We start from the raw sequence: 17,522 nt of genomic DNA on the forward strand, positions 1-17,522 counted from the left end.
CTCGTGGGGCCGGTTCGCGGGTCAGGGGCGGTAGGCGCCGGGGGAGGCGCCGACCCACCGCTTGAAGGCTCGCCGGAAGGCGCTGGTCTCGCTGAACCCGACGAGCTCGGCCACCTCGTCGGTGGGCCGACCGGCCAAGAGGGCGCTGATCGAGAGGTCGCGGCGCAGGTCGTTGCGCAAGCCGCTGATGCTGGACCCCTCGGCACGCAGCAGGCGCCGCAGGTGGGGTTCGCTGTAGGCCAACGCGGAGGCGAGGTCGGAGGCGTCGGGCCACTGTCGCACCGGGGTGGCCGAGAGCGCCGCCCTCACCCGGGCGGTCAGGGTGGTCTCGTAGTCCCGCTGGGCGAAGATGTCGACCGGAGCGTTGCGCAGGTACCGGTTGAGGTCTGCTTCGGTGCGCGTGACCGGTCGGTTCATCTGGTCCTGGCTCACGACCAGTGCCGTCGTCGGGGCGTTGAACCGCGGCAGGGTCCCGAACAGGTGGAGGTACTCGCGGTCCTCGGCCGGTCGGTCGTACGGCAGCCAGACCTCGTCCAGCCGCACGGTCGACCCGGTCAGCCAGGCGCCGAACCGGTGGGTGATCATCACCGCGAGGTCAGTCAGCAGGTACTCGGGGTCGTCCAACCCGGACAGGTCGAGTTCGATCCGGGTCGAGGTGCCGCCGTCGACCAAACTCACCCGAGGCAGGCCCGGCAGGACCGGCAGGAAGTGGTCGGCGCGCCGCAGCACGTCGTTCAGGTTCGCGGCGTGGATGAGCCCGTGGCACAGCAGCGACCAGGTGCCGCGCGGGACCGGGGCGTTCCCGAGGCCGAAGAACTCGTCATTGCTCAGCCGCCACAGCGACCTCACGAAGGCGGCCAGCTGTGCGGCGGTGCACCGGCCGTGGTCGTCGGCGATCTGGGCCGCCGTGAGGTCCGCAGCGGTGAGGGGGACGGTCAGGTCGACACCGCTGTCGGCCGCCCAGCGGATCGCAGCGCGGATGACGTGCACCCCCAGGGTCGGGCCGCCCAGCACGGGGACTCCCCCGGTCGGGGGCCCGGCCGGGATGCGGTGCGTCATGGCCTCAGCCTACCCAACTGAAAAGTCACCTTGTCTTATCCGCGGTGCCGGGGGGGCGGACGTGATCGGATGGGTCACGAACACCGACCGCTGCGGTCCTGTCGAGTCGCCCCGGCCGTGCGTAGCGTCGCCACCGTGACCCCGACAACGGCCAGCGACTCCCCGCTCATCGACGACTTCGACGTCGACCAGATCGGTGTCTGGGGCGACCCGAGCACGACCGAGGTGACCGGCGACCAGATCGCGGCCTACGCCGCCGCCACCAACGATCCGCATCCGTGGCACCTCAGCGGCCGGCAGGCGCCGATCGTGTTCGCGGTCGTACCGACCTTCACCCTGATGGCCGAACGTGCCATGGCGCCGGTCCCCGACCACCTGATGCTGCGCATCCTGCACGGTGAGCAGGACATCCGCAGCCATCGGCCGATCGTCGCCGGCGACCGGCTGACCAGTCGCTCCCGGGTGGTGGGCATCCACGGCAAGTCGTCGGGCGTCGTGGTGACCACCGCGATCGAGACGGTGGACGACACCGGAGCGCCGGTCGTCAGCCAGTCGTTCGCGGGGTTCTTCCGTGGCGGGCGGTGGGAGCCGGATGCCGGTGAGGCCTTCCCCGAGCACGCCCTGTCGCCGCGGGTGTCGGCCCGTCCGGCCGACTTCGTGGTCCAGCAGCGGATCGATCCAGACCAGACCCACCGGTACGCCGCCGCATCCGGCGACCCGATGCCGATCCACACCGACGACGAGTTCGCACGGGCGATGGGGCTGCCGGGGATCATCGCCCACGGTCTCTGCACGATGGCCTTCACCTCAGTCGGTCTGGTCGAGACGGTGTGCCCCGCCGATCCCGGCCGACTGTCCCGGCTCGCGGTGCGGTTCGCCGGCATCGCCCGACCGGGGGACCAGCTGTCGACCCGGTACTTCGATCTCGGGGCGGCCGGCAGCGATGCGGCGTTCGGGTTCACCACCATGTGCGGGGACGACCCCGTCATCACCGATGGCCTCGCCGTGGTGCGCGGCCAGGAAGCGAGCACCTGATGACCGCAGCATTCGTCGCCGGCGTCGGCATGACCAAGTTCGAGAAGCCGGGGAAGCGGGAATGGGACTACCCGGACATGGCCCGGGAGTCCGGGACGGCCGCCCTGGCCGATGCGGGTCTGGAGTACGGCCAGGTCGAGGCCGCCTACGTCGGCTACGTCTACGGTGACTCCACCGCCGGGCAGCGCGCGGTCTACGAGCTGGGGCTCACCGGTATCCCCGTCGTCAACGTCAACAACAACTGCTCCACCGGGTCGACGGCCCTGTACCTGGCGACCCAGGCGGTGCGCTCCGGTCAGGTCGACGTCGCGCTGGCGCTCGGCTTCGAGAAGATGCTGCCCGGTGCATTGGCGGCCGGCTACGAGGACCGTGAGTCGCCCCTGTTGCGGCACCTGCTGGCGCTGGCCGAGCTCGAGGAGTTCGCGATGCCGGCTGCGCCGTACATGTTCGGGGCGGCGGGCCGTGAGCACATGCGCCGCTTCGGCTCGACCCCCGAGCAGTTCGCCCGGATCGCCGAGAAGAACCATCGGCACTCCGCGGCCAACCCCTACGCCCAGTTCCAGGACATCTACTCCCTGGAGCAGATCCAGGCCGCGCCGATGATCTACGACCCGCTGACCAAGTTGCAGTGCTCGCCCCCCTCGGAGGGTTCCGCCGCCGCGATCGTCGTCAGCGAGCGGTTCCTGGACGCCAACGGGCTGCGCGACCGGGCGGTGGAGATCGTCGGACAGTCGATGGTCACCGACCTGGCATCGACCTTCGAGGCCAAGAGCGCGATCACCCTGGTAGGTGCCGACATGAGCGCGACGGCCGCCCGACAGGTGTACGCGCAGGCCGGCATCACGCCCGACCAGATCGACGTGATCGAGCTGCACGACTGCTTCTCGACCAATGAACTGCTGACCTACGAGGCGCTCGGCCTGTGCGAGGAGGGCCAGGGCAGCACCCTCGTGGACGCCGACGCCACGACCTTCGGTGGCCAGGTCGTCGTGAACCCGTCCGGCGGCCTGATCTCCAAGGGTCACCCGCTCGGCGCCACCGGTCTGGCGCAGTGCGCCGAGTTGACGTGGCAGCTGCGCGGCACCGCCGGCGACCGACAGGTCCAGGGCGCCACCCTGGCGCTCCAGCACAACATCGGTCTCGGCGGCGCCGCCGTCGTGACCGCCTACCGCCCCGCTTCCTGACCCGCTCCACGAAAGGACCACGCCCGTGGCCACCAGCAACGTCTCCGCCCACCTGTCCCTGCCCCCCGAAGAGGCCTGGTCCCTGCTCTCGGACCTCTCCCGGTTCGAGGAGTGGCTCACGATCCACGACGCCTGGCGAGCGGACCCGCCCGCCGAGTTCGCAGTCGGATCGACCTTCACCCAGCAGGTCAGCGTCCTCGGCATGGCCAACGTCATCGAGTGGACCGTCGACGCCTACGATCCACCCCGGTCGCTGACGATCTCCGGCACCGGGATGGCCGGAGTCGCCATCCGGTTCGTCCTGTCGGTGGCGGCGGACGAGACCGGTTCGGTGGCCACGATCGACGCCGAGTTCACCGGTCAGATGGTGGTCGGGGCGATCGGCAGCGCGGTCGAGAAGAGCACCACCAAAGAGCTCACCGCCTCGCTGGAGACGCTGCAGGGTCTGGCCGCCTGATGGGCACGCTCGAGGGCAAGGTCGCGGTCGTCACGGGCGCCGGGCGCGGGATCGGTCGGGAGCACGCGCTGCTCCTCGCGGCCGAGGGCGCCGCCGTGGTCGTCAACGACCTGGGTGGCGACTCGACCGGCGACGGCGCCGACGCGACGCCGGCGCAGGAGACGGTCGCGCTGATCGAGGCGGCCGGTGGCCGGGCAGTGGTCAACGGCGGCAACGTGGCCGACTGGGCCGACGCCGATGCGCTCGTCGAGCAGGCCGTCGACACCTTCGGCGGACTCGACGTGCTGGTCAACAACGCCGGGATCCTGCGAGATGCGTACATCGCCGCGACGACGGAGGCCGAGTGGGACGCGGTCATCGCGGTGCACCTGAAGGGTCACTTCGGGCCGTTGCGCCACGCCGCCGCCTGGTGGAAGTCGCAGGCCAAGGCCGGGTCACCGGTCGCTGCCTCGGTCATCAACACGGCGTCGGCGTCCGGCACCTTCATGCCGAACGCGGGCCAGGCCAACTACGGCTCCGCCAAGGCGGGCATCGCTGCGCTGACCCTGGTGGCGGCCGACGAGCTGGCCCGTTTCGGCGGGCGGGCGAACTGCATCGCGCCGATCGCCCGCACCCGGCTGACGCTGCAGACGCCGGGCTTCGGTGCGATGTTCGCCGAGGAGGTCCCCGAGGGAGAACTCGACACGCTCGGCCCGCAGAACATCTCGCCGCTGGTGGCCTACCTGGCATCCGACGCCTGCACCCTGACCGGCAAGGTCTTCGCGGTCCAGGGTGGCAACATCACCGAGCTGCAGGGGTGGACGGGCGCGCGGTCGGCCGACACCACCGATGCGTGGTCGATCGGGTCGGTCGCGGCTGCCGTGTCCGACTGGACCTGACCCCTTCTCGCGTACCGCGCGATTGGTGGAGGTCGTGCGTTCACCTCCCGCAACCCGTTGTCCTGTCTTCCTGTCCTGTCCACGGCCCCGTCAGTCGCGTCGGGAGCCAACTGAAGCCGATCATCAGCGGGGGGACTGGTTCCCCCGCATAGAACGGCGTCGACGACGGAGCGAGGAGAGATCCGCGATCGCGACTCTCACTTCGCGGCCGTGGCGGTGGCGGGAGCCCCTACGTGATCGACCCCACGCCTCGGGGGCTTGCCTCGACGAGAGTGAAGGCAACTCGTGTCGAGAGCGAGCGGCGCAGTCGAGATCGACCACGGTCACGCATGCTCGGACTTCTGAAGCCGCCGCTCGATATGCACGGCCATGCGGGTGGCCGACGAGGGCAGCAGCCGAACGATCCGGTCGACGACGATCGCGTCCTGGCCGACCCGGATGCGGGGGCGTCCCTTTTCGACACCGTCGACGATGATCCGTGCCGCCCGCTGCGGGTCCATCGTCAGCAGTTTCTCGCGATAGGTACGTGCTCTGGCTTCCTTGGCCGGAGTGATCTCGACCCCGGCGGCGCGGGCGTGGGCGACCGCGCTGTCGGCGATGTTGGTGGCGACGCCACCGGGGTGTACGACGGAGACGCGGACGGGATGCCGGTCGAGGAGCATCTCAGTGCGTAGGCTCTCGGTGAATCCGCGCACGGCGAACTTCGATGTGCAGTAGTGGGACATCCCCGGGAGTGCCAAGTACCCGTTCATGCTGGACACGTTGACCACGTGCCCATCGCCGGAGGCGATCAGGTGCGGCAAGAACGCCTGGGTGCCGTGGACGACTCCGTGCAGGTTGACGCGGAGCACCCGCTCGTAGTCCGCCCACTCGCTGTCGAGGATCAGACTGTTGAAGGCGATGCCGGCGTTGTTGAAGATCTGGTGCACCTGGCCGAAGTGATCCGCGACCTCGGCTGCGTACTCCCGGACGGCGTCCCGCTCACCCATGTCGACCACCGCCTGGTGTAGTTCGCCGCGGCACAGGGAGGACGTCTCCTTGAGGGCGTCCTCGCTCAGGTCGCACCCTGAGACCCGGGCGCCGCGCGCGCTCAGCTCGATCGCCAATGCCCGGCCGATGCCTGAGCCGGCTCCGGTGATGACGGCGACCTTGTCGCGGACAGGATGGGTTCTCATCTCGGTGCTCCTTGGGTCTGTACGCGGTTCGGCCCGGCGCCGCGGGCCGCGGGACCGGAGAACGTCAGGTGATCGTCGGCGATCTCGCCACGGCGTATCAGTTTGCGGTCCTCCAGGAACTCCTTCGACATCAGCCACGGGGCGGCTGGGCCCTGTCGGGGGAGTTCGGCAAGGGAACGCTGCACGTAACCGGCGCCGAAGTCGAGCAGCGGCTGGGTCGGCATGTCCGGGTCGGCGACGGCGTACACGGTGTCGTGTCCGTGCTGGTCCATGTGGGTGAGCAGCTGGCAGAAGTACTCGCACAGCAGACCCACCTTGAGTGTCCATGACGAGTTCGTGTAGCCGATCGCCATCGCGAAGTTCGGTACGCCGCTCAGCATCGTGCCGCGATGGACGACGGTCTCGGACGGGACGACCGGACGTCCGTCAACGGCCAGATCCATCCCTCCGAAGACCTGCAGGTTGAGCCCCGTGGCGGTGATGATGATGTCGGCCTCCAACTGGCGACCGCTTTCCAGGAGCAGGCCGGTCTCGGTGAAGGTCGCGATTCGGTCGGTGACCACGGAGGCCTTGCCCTGTCTGATCGTGCGAAACAGGTCTCCGTCCGGCACCGCGCAGACACGTTGGTCCCACGGGTCGTAGGGCGGGTTGAAGTGCTCGTCGACAGGGAATCCGTCGGGCAGTTGTTTGCTGTTGACGGTGCGGATCAGCCGTCGCGCGGCTCTCGGGAACCGTTGGCAGAGCCTGTACACCAGACGCTGCTGCTCGATGTTCTTGCGACGGATCGCCGCGTACCCGCGTTTCTCCCCGAGAACCTTGATGAATGGGGCGGCGAGCGGATCCTCCTTCGGCACCGGGAGGACGTAGGTCGGCGTGCGTTGCAGCATCGTGATCTGCTCGACCTCCTCGGCCATGGCCGGGATCAACGTGATCGCGGTGGCGCCGCTGCCGATGACGACGACCTTCTTGCCGGTGTAGTCGAGGTCTGCGGGCCAGTGCTGCGGGTGGACGATCTGACCCCTGTAGCTCTCGCGGCCGATGAACTCCGGCGTGTAGCCCTCGTCGTACCGGTAGTAGCCGCCGGCGCAGAAGATCCACCCGGTGGTCAGGTGACTGCGCTGACCGGTGTCGGTCCGTTCGATCTCGACCATCCAACGGGCATCGTCGTTCGACCAGTCCGCGGAGACGACCCGGTGGTAGTAGCGAACGTGCTGATCAACGCCGTGCTTACTGGCAGTGGCCCGAAGGTAGTCGAGGATCTTCGAAGCTGAGGCGATGGACTCCTTGTCCCGCCATGGCTCGAACTCGTAGCCGAACGTGTACAGGTCCGAGTCCGAGCGGACTCCGGGGTACCTGAACAGGTCCCACGTCCCACCCGAGGCGCCGCGGGCCTCGAGGATCGCGAATGACCTCGCGGGGTGCTCGACCTTCAGGTATCGGCCGGCACCGAGCCCGGAGAGGCCGGCACCGACCACCAGCACATCGAGGTGCTCCACCTCGGGGGAAGTGGTCATGCCCGACCGCCGGTCAGGCGTTCCGAACTGTTCTCCCGGCGGTGCGGGGAGTGCAAACGAGGCTGAGGCTGACGACGGCCGACGCCGCTGGTGGTTGCGGCGGTGGTGGTCGGCTGACTGATGGGCTTCTCCGAGGGCCCATCATCTGGAGGCGGACCCGATCCTGTCATTTGAAAAGATCGCATGCCGAACTGTATCGACTACGGGGGAGCGATGTGAAGCGCCCAGGTAGTTTGCCGCTCGCCCGTCCGAATGCGGGGGCGGGTTCGCCTCCCTCGCGAGCAGACGTTCGTCAAGGAGCGAAGCGAGCGTGAGGGCGAGGAACGAGCCCGAGGCGTTCACGTGCGCGGGGGTTCGCCTCGCTGCGCTGCAGGTGTTGTTCTTGGCTGACCTGGGGTTGGCTGGCAGGGCTAATCGTCGTGTGTCGTCGTGGTCGTGACTCATCGCTGCGTTGACCCCTGAGGGGTGTCATGCGTGAGACTCGTCCGGTCGTGGCGGCGGCCGGTGACCAGCCCTGCGGGGTTGCGTCGCGCGGCCGACTGGATTCGCGGACACCCGCATCCGCCACGACCCCGCGACCCGCGACTACCTCAACAGGAGACGAGCAGAAGACCTGACAGACCGCCGCACCCGACGAATCATCAATCGCCACCTCGCCCGAAACATCTACCGACTCCTCGAGCAACCGCCGGGCCACCTGACAGCCGCTTGACCAACAGAGAAGCGTCTCACGCCCTCGCAGGCTCGGGCTGGCGAGAAGGCCTCTACGCCCACGCTCGTCCCCGGCGAACGGGGGTCAGTCCGTGACCCAGGTCGCGGCCTCGGCGAGGGACTGGCGGGGGGTGCGGAACGAGTTGGCGGCGTGCTCGGGGTCGGCGTACCCGAACGAGACGCCGGCCACGACGAGCCGGTCGTCGCCGAGACCGAGGAAGTCCCGCACGAACGGCGCCTGGCTGGCCAGCGCGGCCTGGGCGACGGTCGCGACGCCGTGGGCCTCCGCGGCCAGCAGGAACGTCTGCAGGAACAGCCCGCAGTCGATCGCCCCGTAGGTGCCCAGCTGCGCGTCGGTCGTGATGATCGCGGCGTGCGGGGCGTCGAACAACTCGAAGTTGCGCAGCATCTCGACCGCGGAGCCCAGCCGGTCGCCCTTCTCGACGCCGACCGCCTCGTACAGCTGCCAGCCGGTGGCACGGCGACGCTCCCGGTACACGCCCTCGTAGGCGGCCGGGAACGGCAGGTCGGAGTTCTCCGAGGGGTCGGAGGTGATCGCCGCGACCATCCCGGTGCGGAACCGCTCGACCGCCTCGCCGCCGATGACGTGCACGTGCCACGACTGGCTGTTGCACCACGAGGGGGCGTGCAGCGCGGTACCGATGATGCGTTCGACGACGGCCGGGTCGACCGGGTCGGGGCGGAAGCCACGGCAGCTGCGGCGGGCGCGGACGAGCTCGTCGAAGGACGAGGCGGGGGCGGTCGACGTCATGGCTGCGAGGATACGTTCCCGTATCGCGTCAGGTCGCGACCCGGTCCCCCCGGGTGTAGACGTTGAATCGTCCACCGCGCGAGAACCCGACCAGCGTCAGCCCGATCCGGTCGGCCAGGTCGACGGCCAACGACGACGGTGCGCTGACCGCGGCGAGCACCGGGATCCCGGCCATGCCGGCTTTCTGCACCAGCTCGAACGACGCCCGACCGGACACCTGCAGCACCGACCCGGCCAGCGGCAACCTGTCCTCGCGGAGCGCCCATCCCACGACCTTGTCGACCGCGTTGTGCCGGCCCACGTCCTCCCGCACCACCAGCGGGGCGCCGGCGGTGTCGAACAGTCCCGCGGCGTGCAGACCACCGGTGTCGTCGAACCACCGCTGCTCGGCCCGCAGTGCATCGGGCAACCCGGCGAGCACGTCGGCGGACACCGCGACCGGATCGGCTCCCACGTCGAACGACGACGCCGTCTCGACGGCCTCGATCGACGCCAGCCCGCACAACCCGCACGAGCTGGAGGTGAACACGTGGCGGTCACGGGCGTGGGCCACGAGCGCGCCGGGACCGGTGACGCTGGCGTCGATGACGTTGTAGGTGTTCCCACCGTCCCCGTCGACCGCGCCGGCGCAGTAGCGCATCGCCGCGAGCCCGTCGGCGGAGCGGACGACGCCCTCGGAGACGAGGAAGCCGGCGACCAGGTCGAAGTCGTCGCCGGGGGTCCGCATCGTCACGCTGAACGACCGGCCCTCGACCCGCACCTCGAGCGGCTCCTCGGTGACCAGGGAGTCGTGCCGGGGCTGTCGGGACCGGCCCACCTCGACCCGCTCCAGCCGCCGTCGCTGGACGGGCTTGGTCATCGCCGCTCCTCCTCGTGCCTCGTGCGACCGATCATGACACGATCGCCACAGGGGCGTCGGACGGCGACCCGGGCGGGCGGACGACATGGCTGACGAGACCGACCGGCAGGTCGAGAACATCGACGAGTCGCGTCTGGAGGTCGGGCGGCCCAAGAAGCGAGCGGCCGGCGTTCCCGCCGTCAGGCACTCGCTGCAGATGTCGGTGCAGCAGATGGGCGTCAAGCGGACCGCGCTGACGCTGCTGAAGGTCAACCAGACCGACGGCTTCGACTGCCCCGGCTGCGCCTGGCCCGAGCACGACCAGCGGCACACCGCGGAGTTCTGCGAGAACGGCGCGAAGGCCGTCGCCGAGGAGGCCACCCGCCGCCGGGTCACGCCGGAGTTCTTCGCCGAGCACTCGCTCCAGGACCTGCGCGAGTGGGACGACTTCGCCCTCGGGCAGCAGGGGCGGCTGACCCACCCGATGCTGCTGGAGGCGGGTGACACCCACTACCGGCCGGTCACGTGGGAGCGGGCGTTCGACGTGGTCGCCGAGGAGCTGGCCGCGCTGGACACCCCGGACGCCGCGACGTTCTACACGTCCGGCCGCACCTCCAACGAGGCGGCGTTCCTCTACCAGCTGTTCGTGCGTGGCTTCGGCACCAACAACCTGCCGGACTGCTCGAACATGTGTCACGAGTCCAGCGGGTCGGCCCTCGGCGACACGATCGGGATCGGCAAGGGCAGCGTCAGCCTGGAGGACGTCGAGCAGGCCGACGTCATCGTGATCGCGGGCCAGAACCCCGGCACCAACCACCCGCGCATGCTGACCTCCCTGGAGAAGGCCAAGGCTGCGGGCGCGACGATCGTGGCGGTCAACCCGCTGCGGGAGGCCGGCCTGCTGAACTTCGCGAACCCGCAGAAGGCCCGCGGCGTCGTCGGCCGGGGGACCGACCTGGCCGACGAGTTCCTGCAGGTCAGGCTCGGCGGCGACCAGGCGCTGTTCCAGGCGCTCGCCGCGATCCTGGTCGAGATCGACACCGCGTCGCCGGGCGCCGCGCTCGACCACGAGTTCATCGCCGCGCACACCGACGGGCTCGACGACTTCCTCGCGGGCCTGGCGACCCTCGACTGGGCGACGGTGCACGAGGCCACCGGGCTGGCCGAGGCCGACATCCGCCGCGTCGCCGGGATCCTCGCCGGGTCCCGCCGGACGGTCATCTGCTGGGCGATGGGGCTCACCCAGCACCCGCACGCCGTGGCGACGCTGCGCGACGCGGTCAATCTGCTGCTCCTGCAGGGCAACATCGGGCGACCCGGCGCGGGGGTGTGCCCGGTGCGTGGCCACTCCAACGTGCAGGGCGACCGCACCATGGGGATCTGGGAGAAGATGCCCGAGGAGTTCCTGGACGCGATCGACGACGAGTTCGGCTTCCGGTCACCGCGTGAGCACGGTCTCGACACGGTCGACTCGATCCGCGCCATGCGGCGCGGTGACGTGCGCGTGTTCATGGGCCTCGGGGGCAACTTCGTCCGGGCGACACCGGACTCCGCCGCCACCGAGGAGGCGCTGGCCTCGCTGGACCTCACGGTGCAGGTGTCGACCAAGCTGAACCGGTCCCACGTCGTGACCGGTCGCCGGGCGCTGATCCTGCCGACGCTCGGCCGGACCGAGGTCGACGAGCAGGCGACCGGACCCCAACGCGTGAGCGTCGAGGACTCCATGAGTGCGGTGCACGCCTCGGTCGGGAGCCTCGAGCCCGCGTCACCACACCTGCGCAGCGAGGTGGCGATCATCGCCGGCATCGCCGAGCGGGTCCTGGCGGGCCGGACCGACGCGCCCCGGGTCGACTGGTCGGCGCTGCGCGGCGACTACCGCCGCATCCGGGAGTCGATCGCCCGGGTCGTCCCGGGCTTCGAGGACGTCGAGCGACGGCTCGACCGCCCGGGCGGCTTCGTGCTGCCGCACCCGCCGCGGGACGAGCGACGCTTCGAGACCTCGACCGGACGGGCGCACTTCACGCGCAACGAGGTGACCTACCCGGTCGTGCCGCCGGGTCGCCTGCTGCTGCAGACCCTGCGGTCGCACGACCAGTTCAACACCACCATCTACGGGCGCGACGACCGGTACCGCGGCATCACGGGTGGCCGGCGGGTGGTCTTCGTGCACGCCGACGACCTCGCCGCCCAGGGCCTGGTCGACGGCGACCACGTCGACCTCGTGTCGGAGTTCGCCGACGGGGTCGAACGCCGCGCCGAGCGGTTCCGCGCGGTGGCCTACGACACCCCCCGGGGGTGCGCGGCCGCCTACTACCCCGAGACGAACGTGCTGGTCCCGCTGGACGCGGTGGCGAAGGACAGCAACACCCCGGCGTCGAAGTCGGTCGTCATCCGGCTGGAGCCGGTGACCTGAGCCCGGCGGATCCGCTTCAGCCGGGCCATTCGTCGGCGAGCCGCTGGAGCCGCGCGACCAGGTCGGCCGGGTCCATCGACGGGTCGGTGGCCGAGGCGCGTCCGGCGGCCCATCCGAGCAGATAGGTGCTGACCGGCGCTGCCGGGCGGACGACGCCGCGAGCCGCTGCGCCTGCGAGGTCCAGCACGACGGTCGGGTCCAGCGGCACGTCGGTCAGCCCCAGCTCGGTCACGACGTGTCGCCACCAGCGCACGACGACGTCGTCGGGTCCGCCGGCAGCGGTCGCCGACCCGCCCGCCGGAGGCAGCACGACCCCGAGCGCCTCGGCTTCGGCCGGTGTGTCGACGTCCTGGACCAGCCGGGGATCGACGTCCACCCCCTCGAGCTCCAGCGGTTCGAGCAGGTCGAGGAGCGCCCGCCCCGCCGGGGGTCCGAGCCGTGCGGCGGAACGACGCAGCGAACCGAACCGGTGCACGCCGGCAGCCCAGTGCCGTCGCCCGTCGGTGACCGCCACCCGCCCGTCGTGCGCGGGGGGCGCAGCCATCAGGGCGGCGACCAGCTCGTCGACGGCGGGGACGTCAGCAGCCACCACGAGCACCAGGGCGTGGTCGCTGACCGGCACGCCCCGTGCGAGCGCGGTGAGTCCGGCGACGAGGGCGGCGGCCGGGCCCCCGAACGGCGGGTCCTCCTGCACCACCACGACGTCACGCGGCACCTCACGGTCCGGTCCCACGACCACGACCCGGTCGGCGACGGCGGCCACGGCGTCGACCGTGCGGTCGACCAGCGACCGGCCGTCCTTCGTGGCGAGCAGCTTGTCCGTGCCGCCCAGGCGCCGGGAGCGACCCCCGGCGAGCACCACGGCCAGCACCCCGGGTGCGGTGTCCACGGCTCAGCCCTCGCTGCCCGTGTCGGCGGTCCTCGACGGCCGCCAGCACACCGCGAGCATGCCGACCGCGCCGGCGACGCCCACCGCGAACGCGCCGACCCCGTACTCCCACCCCGCGAGCTCCAGACCGAACGCGTCGTCGAGCGAGTAACGACCGGGCCCGACCATCGCGAGCGCCGTGAGCGAGGCGGCGATCACGAGTACGTACTCGTAGCCCTCCTTGAAGATGAAGAACCCGTTGGAGCGGTGCACGGTGAAGAAGGCCGTCGCCATCACCCCGATGCAGGCCGCCGCCGCCGCGGGGGTGAAGAGGCCGACCACCAGGGCGATGCCGGCGGCGAGCTCCAGGTAGGTCGACACCGCCGCCTGGAACCGCGGCCACCGCAGGCCGATGCCCTCGAACCACGAGGCGGTGCCGGCCAGTCCTCCGGCACCGAAGCCGTGGTTCCAGCCGTGCAGGACGAAGGTGGCGCCGAGCACGACCCGAAGGACGAGGGCTGCGAGGTCGTGGTCCATGGGAGGGCCTTCCGTTCGGCTCAGTCGAGGCTGGAGATGAACGACGCGACGGCTCCGGTGAAGGCGTCGTTGTCGTCCGCGGCCGCGGTGTGGCTCGCGCCCGCCAGGTCGACGATACGGGCGTCCGGCACGGTGGCGGCGAACTCGCGCACCCCGGCCTCGCTGACGACGTCGGACATCATGCCCCGCACCAGCAGCACGGGCATCGTGAGGTCCGGGCCGAGCTCGTGGAGATGGTCGAGCTGTTGGCCGAACGGCAGCCCGCGCTGGGTGAGCAGCTGGGGGTCCCAGTGCCAGTGCCACCGGCCGTCCTCGCGCAGGCGCAGGTTCTTGCGCAGGCCCGGGGTGACGCCCCGACGGGGCCGGTGCGGCATGTACGCGGCGATCGCGTCGGCCGCCTCCTCCAGCGTCGCGAAGCCCTCGGGTGCGCTGCCGAGGAAGGCATGGATGCGCTGCACCCCGGCGGTCTCGGTGTGGGGGACCACGTCGACCATCACCAGCGCGCGCAGGTCGTCACCCATCCACGCCGCGGCCTGCAGCCCGGTGAGCCCGCCGAGGCTGGCCCCGACGATGACCAGGGGGCGGTCGAGCTCGGCGGCGACGTCGACCACGTCGCGGGCGATGGTGGTGGTGTCGTAGTTCCCGGCCGGGTCCCAGTCGCTGTCACCGTGCCCGCGGTGGTCGAGCGCGACCGTCGTGTGGCCGGTGGCGGCCAGGTGCTCGCCCGCGGACTTCCAGGAGTGGCGCGTCTGGCCGCCCCCGTGCAGGAGCAGCACCGTCCCGGCGGCGTCGGGCACCGTCCACACGTCGGCGGCGAGACGGAGCCCGTCCCGCGTCTCGTAGGTGCGGGCCGTCGTGGTGACCACGTCGGTCCCGGTCAACGGTCGGAGAACGTCGGGGTCCGCTTCTCTCGGAAGGCCGCGGCTCCCTCGGCGAAGTCGTCGGCGCCGAGCAGGACCATCTGGCCGTCACGCTCCAGCTCGAAGGCCGCGTCGAGGGCGCCGAGCGTGGCAGAGTTGATGGCCTGCTTGGTGCGCGCGTACGCGGCCGGCGGACCGGCGACCAGGTGGTCGAGGACCGCCCGGACCTCGGCGTCGAACACCTCGGGATCGTGCACCGCGGCCACGAGTCCGGCGGCCTTCGCGTCCGTGGCGCTCAGCCGCTCGGCCAGCAGGGCCATCCGCATGGCCGTGGCGCGGCCGACGGAGGCCGCGACGAGCGCCGAGGCACCGCCGTCGGGCATCAGCCCGATCTTGGTGAACGCCAGCATGAAGAACGCCGCGCTGCTGGCCACGGTGAGGTCGGCGGCGAGCGCGATCGGTACACCCACCCCGGCGCACGGGCCCTGCACGACCGACACCACCGGCAGCCGGGAGTCGCGGATGACCCCGACCAGCCGGTTGGCCGCATCGATCGTGGCGGTCGAGGGGTCGCCGGCCTGCTCGTCGGGGTCGAGGTCGGCCCCCGAGCTGAACGCCCGGCCCTCCCCACGCAGCACGACCACGCGGGCGTCGGCGTGGGAGGCGGCTCCCTCGACGAGGTCGGCGAGGTCGTGGAGGACCTGGTCGTTGACCGAATTGAGGGAGTCCGGGCGACGGATGGTGACGGTCAGGACTCCTGCGTCGAGAACGGCCTCGACCTCGGTGCCGGTTCGGGTTCCGTGCTGGGTGCTCATGGGGTTCTCCTGACGATCAGCGGGGCGCCATGCGGATGGCGCCGTCGAGCCGGATGGTCTCGCCGTTCAGCATCGGGTTGGCCACGATGTGCGCGGCCAGCGCACCGAACTCGGCCGGGTCGCCCAGTCGGCTCGGGTGCGGGACCTGGGCGCCCAGCGAGGCCTTGGCGTCCTCGGGCAGCGACGCGAGCAACGGGGTGTCGAACAGGCCCGGCGCGATCGTCATCACCCGGATGCCGGTCTTCGCGAGGTCGCGCGCGATCGGCAGGGTCATGCCGACGACCCCTCCCTTGGAGGCGGAGTAGGCGGCCTGCCCGATCTGGCCGTCGAAGGCGGCGACGGAGGCGGTGTTGACGATGACGCCGCGCTCCTCGCCCAGCGGTTCGAGGGCCGACATGCGGGCGGCGGCCAGCCGGATCACGTTGAAGGTGCCGATCAGGTTGATCTCGATGATCCGCTGGAACTTGTCGAGCGGGTACGGGGCGTTGTCACGCCCGACGGTCTTGATCGCGTCGCCGGTGCCGGCGCAGTTGACGACGGCCCGCAGGTCGCCGAGCTCGGCCGCGACGTCGAGCGCCGCGGAGACGGCCGCCTCGTCGCGCACGTCGGCGGCGGCGAACCGGGCGTTCTCGCCGAGCTCGGCGGCGACGTCGTCACCGGGGGAGCCGGGCAGGTCGAGCATGACGACCTTCGCGCCGGCCGCGAGGAGGGCGTGGGTGGTGGCGAGGCCGAGGCCGGAGGCGCCGCCGGTGACGAGCGCGACCTGGTGGTTGATGTCCATGGGGATTCCTTCGGTGTGGGGAGCGGGGTTCAGGAGACCAGCGTGGGGAGGCGACCGATGATGGCCTCGGCGTCGGCGATGACCTCGTCGACCACGTCCGCCACGGGGGCGACGGCGTGGATCAGACCCTGGGTCTGGCCGGCCCACCACATGCCGCCCTCCATCTCGCCCTTGGTCAGGACCTCGGAGCGGCCGCGGGCGCCGGAGGCCAGCTCCGCGATGTCGTCGAACGTGGCGTCCGGGCGTTCGGAGATCTCCACGATCTGCTCCGACACGCTGTTGCGCACGACCCGGGCGGTGTTGTGGAACCGGCGGAACACCAGCACGGTGTCGCGCTCGTCGTTGGCGACGATCTGGTCCTTCACGTTCTGGTGGATCGGGGCCTCCGTGGTGGCCATGAAGCGGGTGCCCATGTTGACGGCGCACGCCCCCAGCGCGAGCGCGGCGGCCAGGCCCTGACCGTTCGCGATGCCGCCCGAGGCGATCACCGGGATCGACAGCTGCCGGACGGCGGCGGGGATGAGGATCAGGCCGGGCACGTCGTCCTCGCCGGGGTGGCCGGCGCACTCGAAGCCGTCGATGCTGATCGCGTCGACGCCCTTGCGCTCGGCCGACAGGGCATGACGCACGCTCGTGGCCTTGTGGATCACCTTGATGCCCGCGGCCTTGAAGTCCGGCAGGTGCGGCGCGGGGCTGGAGCCGGCCGTCTCGACCACCGTGATGCCGGCCTCGACGATGACGGCGCGGTACTCGTCGTAGGGCACCGGGTCGATCGTCGGCAGGATCGTGAGGTTGACGCCGAACGGTCGGTCGGTCATCTCGCGGGTGCGGGCGATCTCGGCGGCCAGCGCCTCCGGGGACGGCTGGGTCAGCGCGGTGAGGAAGCCCAGCGCCCCGGCGTTGGCGACGGCCGAGATCAGCTCTGCGGTGCCCAGGCCGGTCATGCCTCCGCACACGATCGGGTGGTCGACGCCGAACTGCTCGGTGAACTCGGTACGGATCATGCGGGGGTCCTCTCGGGGGACGGTCGGTCGGTGCGGCCCTGGATGCCGGACGTGATCAGCAGGGCCAGCTCGTGGAAACAGGTGGCGTCGTCGAGCCCGGTGGCGGCCTCCATCTCGCCGCGTTGGATCGCGGCCATGACGAGCGCGGCGACGTTGCCGGTGAACTCGGGACGGACGTGGGAGCGGGGGGCGGCTTCCTGGACGAGGTCCTGCAGCCGTCGCGCCGCGAGCCGGGTGTTCTGGCGGTAGATCTCCCGCGCGGGGACGAACGTGTCGAGGTCGGCGTAGTACTGGGGGCCGGCCGGGGCGAGCTCGGCGGAGATCGCGTCGAGGTAGGCGGCGATGCGACCGACCGGGTCGGTGGTGGCGGCGACGGCGGCCTCGACGGCGTCCGTCGACCGCCGGAAGGCGGCCCGCACGACCGTCAGGATGACCTGCTCCTTGCTCGGGGCCACCTGGTACAGCGTGGTCTTGGAGCAGTTCAGTCGTCGGGCCAGGTCCTCGACGCTGAAGCGCAGGAATCCCTCGGCGAGGAACAGCTCGACCAGCTCGTCGAGCAGCTCCTCGCGACGGTCTGCCGGCGCCTCGCGGTCGATCACCCCAGGACAGTACCAGCGGCGG

17 protein-coding genes are annotated in these 17,522 nt (G+C 71.1%); 5 read left to right on the top strand and 12 right to left on the bottom strand.

Going from position 1 to position 17,522, the window contains the following annotated elements; genetic code table 11:
- Positions 1–21: 21 nt before the first annotated feature.
- Positions 22–1,059 carry an AraC family transcriptional regulator gene (locus tag HMPREF0063_RS00995; protein WP_007076776.1) on the bottom strand — a complete coding sequence of 346 codons (1,038 nt, stop codon included), beginning with the start codon at positions 1,057–1,059 and terminating at the stop codon, positions 22–24.
- 135 nt (positions 1,060–1,194) lie between these two features.
- Between HMPREF0063_RS00995 and HMPREF0063_RS01000 the strand changes: the two genes are divergently transcribed.
- The 4 genes from HMPREF0063_RS01000 to HMPREF0063_RS01015 are packed head-to-tail and all read left to right on the top strand — an operon-like array spanning position 1,195 to position 4,613.
- Positions 1,195–2,094, top strand: a complete 900-nt coding sequence (locus HMPREF0063_RS01000) for a MaoC/PaaZ C-terminal domain-containing protein (RefSeq protein WP_169309961.1) — start codon at positions 1,195–1,197, stop codon at positions 2,092–2,094.
- Complete coding sequence (locus HMPREF0063_RS01005; protein WP_007076778.1) at positions 2,094–3,278, top strand: lipid-transfer protein; 1,185 nt, start codon at positions 2,094–2,096, stop codon at positions 3,276–3,278. The genes HMPREF0063_RS01000 and HMPREF0063_RS01005 overlap by 1 nt, the downstream gene beginning before the upstream one ends.
- Positions 3,279–3,303: 25 nt before the next feature.
- Entirely contained in the window at positions 3,304–3,735 is a 432-nt protein-coding gene (locus HMPREF0063_RS01010) for a type II toxin-antitoxin system Rv0910 family toxin (RefSeq protein WP_007076779.1), read from the top strand.
- The gene (locus HMPREF0063_RS01015; RefSeq protein WP_007076780.1) at positions 3,735–4,613 is read left to right on the top strand and encodes an SDR family oxidoreductase; all 879 of its coding nucleotides are present in this window, start codon (positions 3,735–3,737) and stop codon (positions 4,611–4,613) included. The genes HMPREF0063_RS01010 and HMPREF0063_RS01015 overlap by 1 nt, the downstream gene beginning before the upstream one ends.
- A gap of 323 nt (positions 4,614–4,936) precedes the next feature.
- On the opposite strand, the gene HMPREF0063_RS01020 is transcribed toward HMPREF0063_RS01015, so the two are convergent.
- The 4 genes from HMPREF0063_RS01020 to fdhD all read right to left on the bottom strand — a co-directional run bounded on the left by HMPREF0063_RS01020 (position 4,937) and on the right by fdhD (position 9,644).
- Positions 4,937–5,788: an SDR family NAD(P)-dependent oxidoreductase gene (locus HMPREF0063_RS01020; protein WP_007076781.1), complete on the bottom strand. Its 852-nt coding sequence runs from the start codon at positions 5,786–5,788 to the stop codon at positions 4,937–4,939.
- The gene (locus tag HMPREF0063_RS01025; protein ID WP_007076782.1) at positions 5,785–7,302 is read right to left on the bottom strand and encodes a flavin-containing monooxygenase; all 1,518 of its coding nucleotides are present in this window, start codon (positions 7,300–7,302) and stop codon (positions 5,785–5,787) included. Before HMPREF0063_RS01025 ends, HMPREF0063_RS01020 begins: the two co-directional genes overlap by 4 nt.
- A 796-nt stretch (positions 7,303–8,098) precedes the next feature.
- Positions 8,099–8,785: a nitroreductase gene (locus HMPREF0063_RS01030; protein ID WP_007076783.1), complete on the bottom strand. Its 687-nt coding sequence runs from the start codon at positions 8,783–8,785 to the stop codon at positions 8,099–8,101.
- A gap of 28 nt (positions 8,786–8,813) precedes the next feature.
- Positions 8,814–9,644: a formate dehydrogenase accessory sulfurtransferase FdhD gene (gene fdhD, locus HMPREF0063_RS01035; protein WP_007076784.1), complete on the bottom strand. Its 831-nt coding sequence runs from the start codon at positions 9,642–9,644 to the stop codon at positions 8,814–8,816.
- Positions 9,645–9,729: 85 nt separating this feature from the next.
- On the opposite strand from fdhD, the gene HMPREF0063_RS01040 reads away from it, so the two are divergent.
- Positions 9,730–12,036, top strand: a complete 2,307-nt coding sequence (locus HMPREF0063_RS01040) for an FdhF/YdeP family oxidoreductase (protein ID WP_007076785.1) — start codon at positions 9,730–9,732, stop codon at positions 12,034–12,036.
- A gap of 16 nt (positions 12,037–12,052) precedes the next feature.
- Here HMPREF0063_RS01040 and HMPREF0063_RS01045 read toward each other — a convergent pair whose 3' ends face one another.
- Genes HMPREF0063_RS01045 through HMPREF0063_RS01075 form a run of 7 tightly spaced genes read right to left on the bottom strand, consistent with a single transcriptional unit; the run spans position 12,053 to position 17,500 of the window.
- A complete protein-coding gene (locus tag HMPREF0063_RS01045) occupies positions 12,053–12,925 on the bottom strand; it encodes an NTP transferase domain-containing protein (RefSeq protein WP_007076786.1) in 873 nt (290 codons plus the stop codon).
- 3 nt (positions 12,926–12,928) lie between these two features.
- On the bottom strand, positions 12,929–13,441 hold the full coding sequence (locus HMPREF0063_RS01050) for a DoxX family protein (protein WP_007076787.1): 513 nt from the start codon (positions 13,439–13,441) through the stop codon (positions 12,929–12,931).
- 20 nt (positions 13,442–13,461) lie between these two features.
- A complete protein-coding gene (locus tag HMPREF0063_RS01055) occupies positions 13,462–14,322 on the bottom strand; it encodes an alpha/beta fold hydrolase (protein WP_007076788.1) in 861 nt (286 codons plus the stop codon).
- Positions 14,319–15,116: an enoyl-CoA hydratase gene (locus HMPREF0063_RS01060; protein ID WP_007076789.1), complete on the bottom strand. Its 798-nt coding sequence runs from the start codon at positions 15,114–15,116 to the stop codon at positions 14,319–14,321. The genes HMPREF0063_RS01055 and HMPREF0063_RS01060 overlap by 4 nt, the downstream gene beginning before the upstream one ends.
- A 16-nt stretch (positions 15,117–15,132) precedes the next feature.
- Positions 15,133–15,897, bottom strand: coding sequence for a 3-hydroxyacyl-CoA dehydrogenase (locus HMPREF0063_RS01065; RefSeq protein WP_007076790.1), 765 nt, complete (start codon positions 15,895–15,897; stop codon positions 15,133–15,135).
- A gap of 29 nt (positions 15,898–15,926) precedes the next feature.
- Entirely contained in the window at positions 15,927–16,901 is a 975-nt protein-coding gene (locus tag HMPREF0063_RS01070; RefSeq protein WP_007076791.1) for an NAD(P)H-dependent flavin oxidoreductase, read from the bottom strand.
- Positions 16,898–17,500: a TetR/AcrR family transcriptional regulator gene (locus tag HMPREF0063_RS01075; protein ID WP_007076792.1), complete on the bottom strand. Its 603-nt coding sequence runs from the start codon at positions 17,498–17,500 to the stop codon at positions 16,898–16,900. The genes HMPREF0063_RS01070 and HMPREF0063_RS01075 overlap by 4 nt, the downstream gene beginning before the upstream one ends.
- Positions 17,501–17,522: the final 22 nt, after the last annotated feature.

Source organism: Aeromicrobium marinum DSM 15272, assembly GCF_000160775.2.
Lineage (GTDB): Bacteria > Actinomycetota > Actinomycetes > Propionibacteriales > Nocardioidaceae > Aeromicrobium > Aeromicrobium marinum.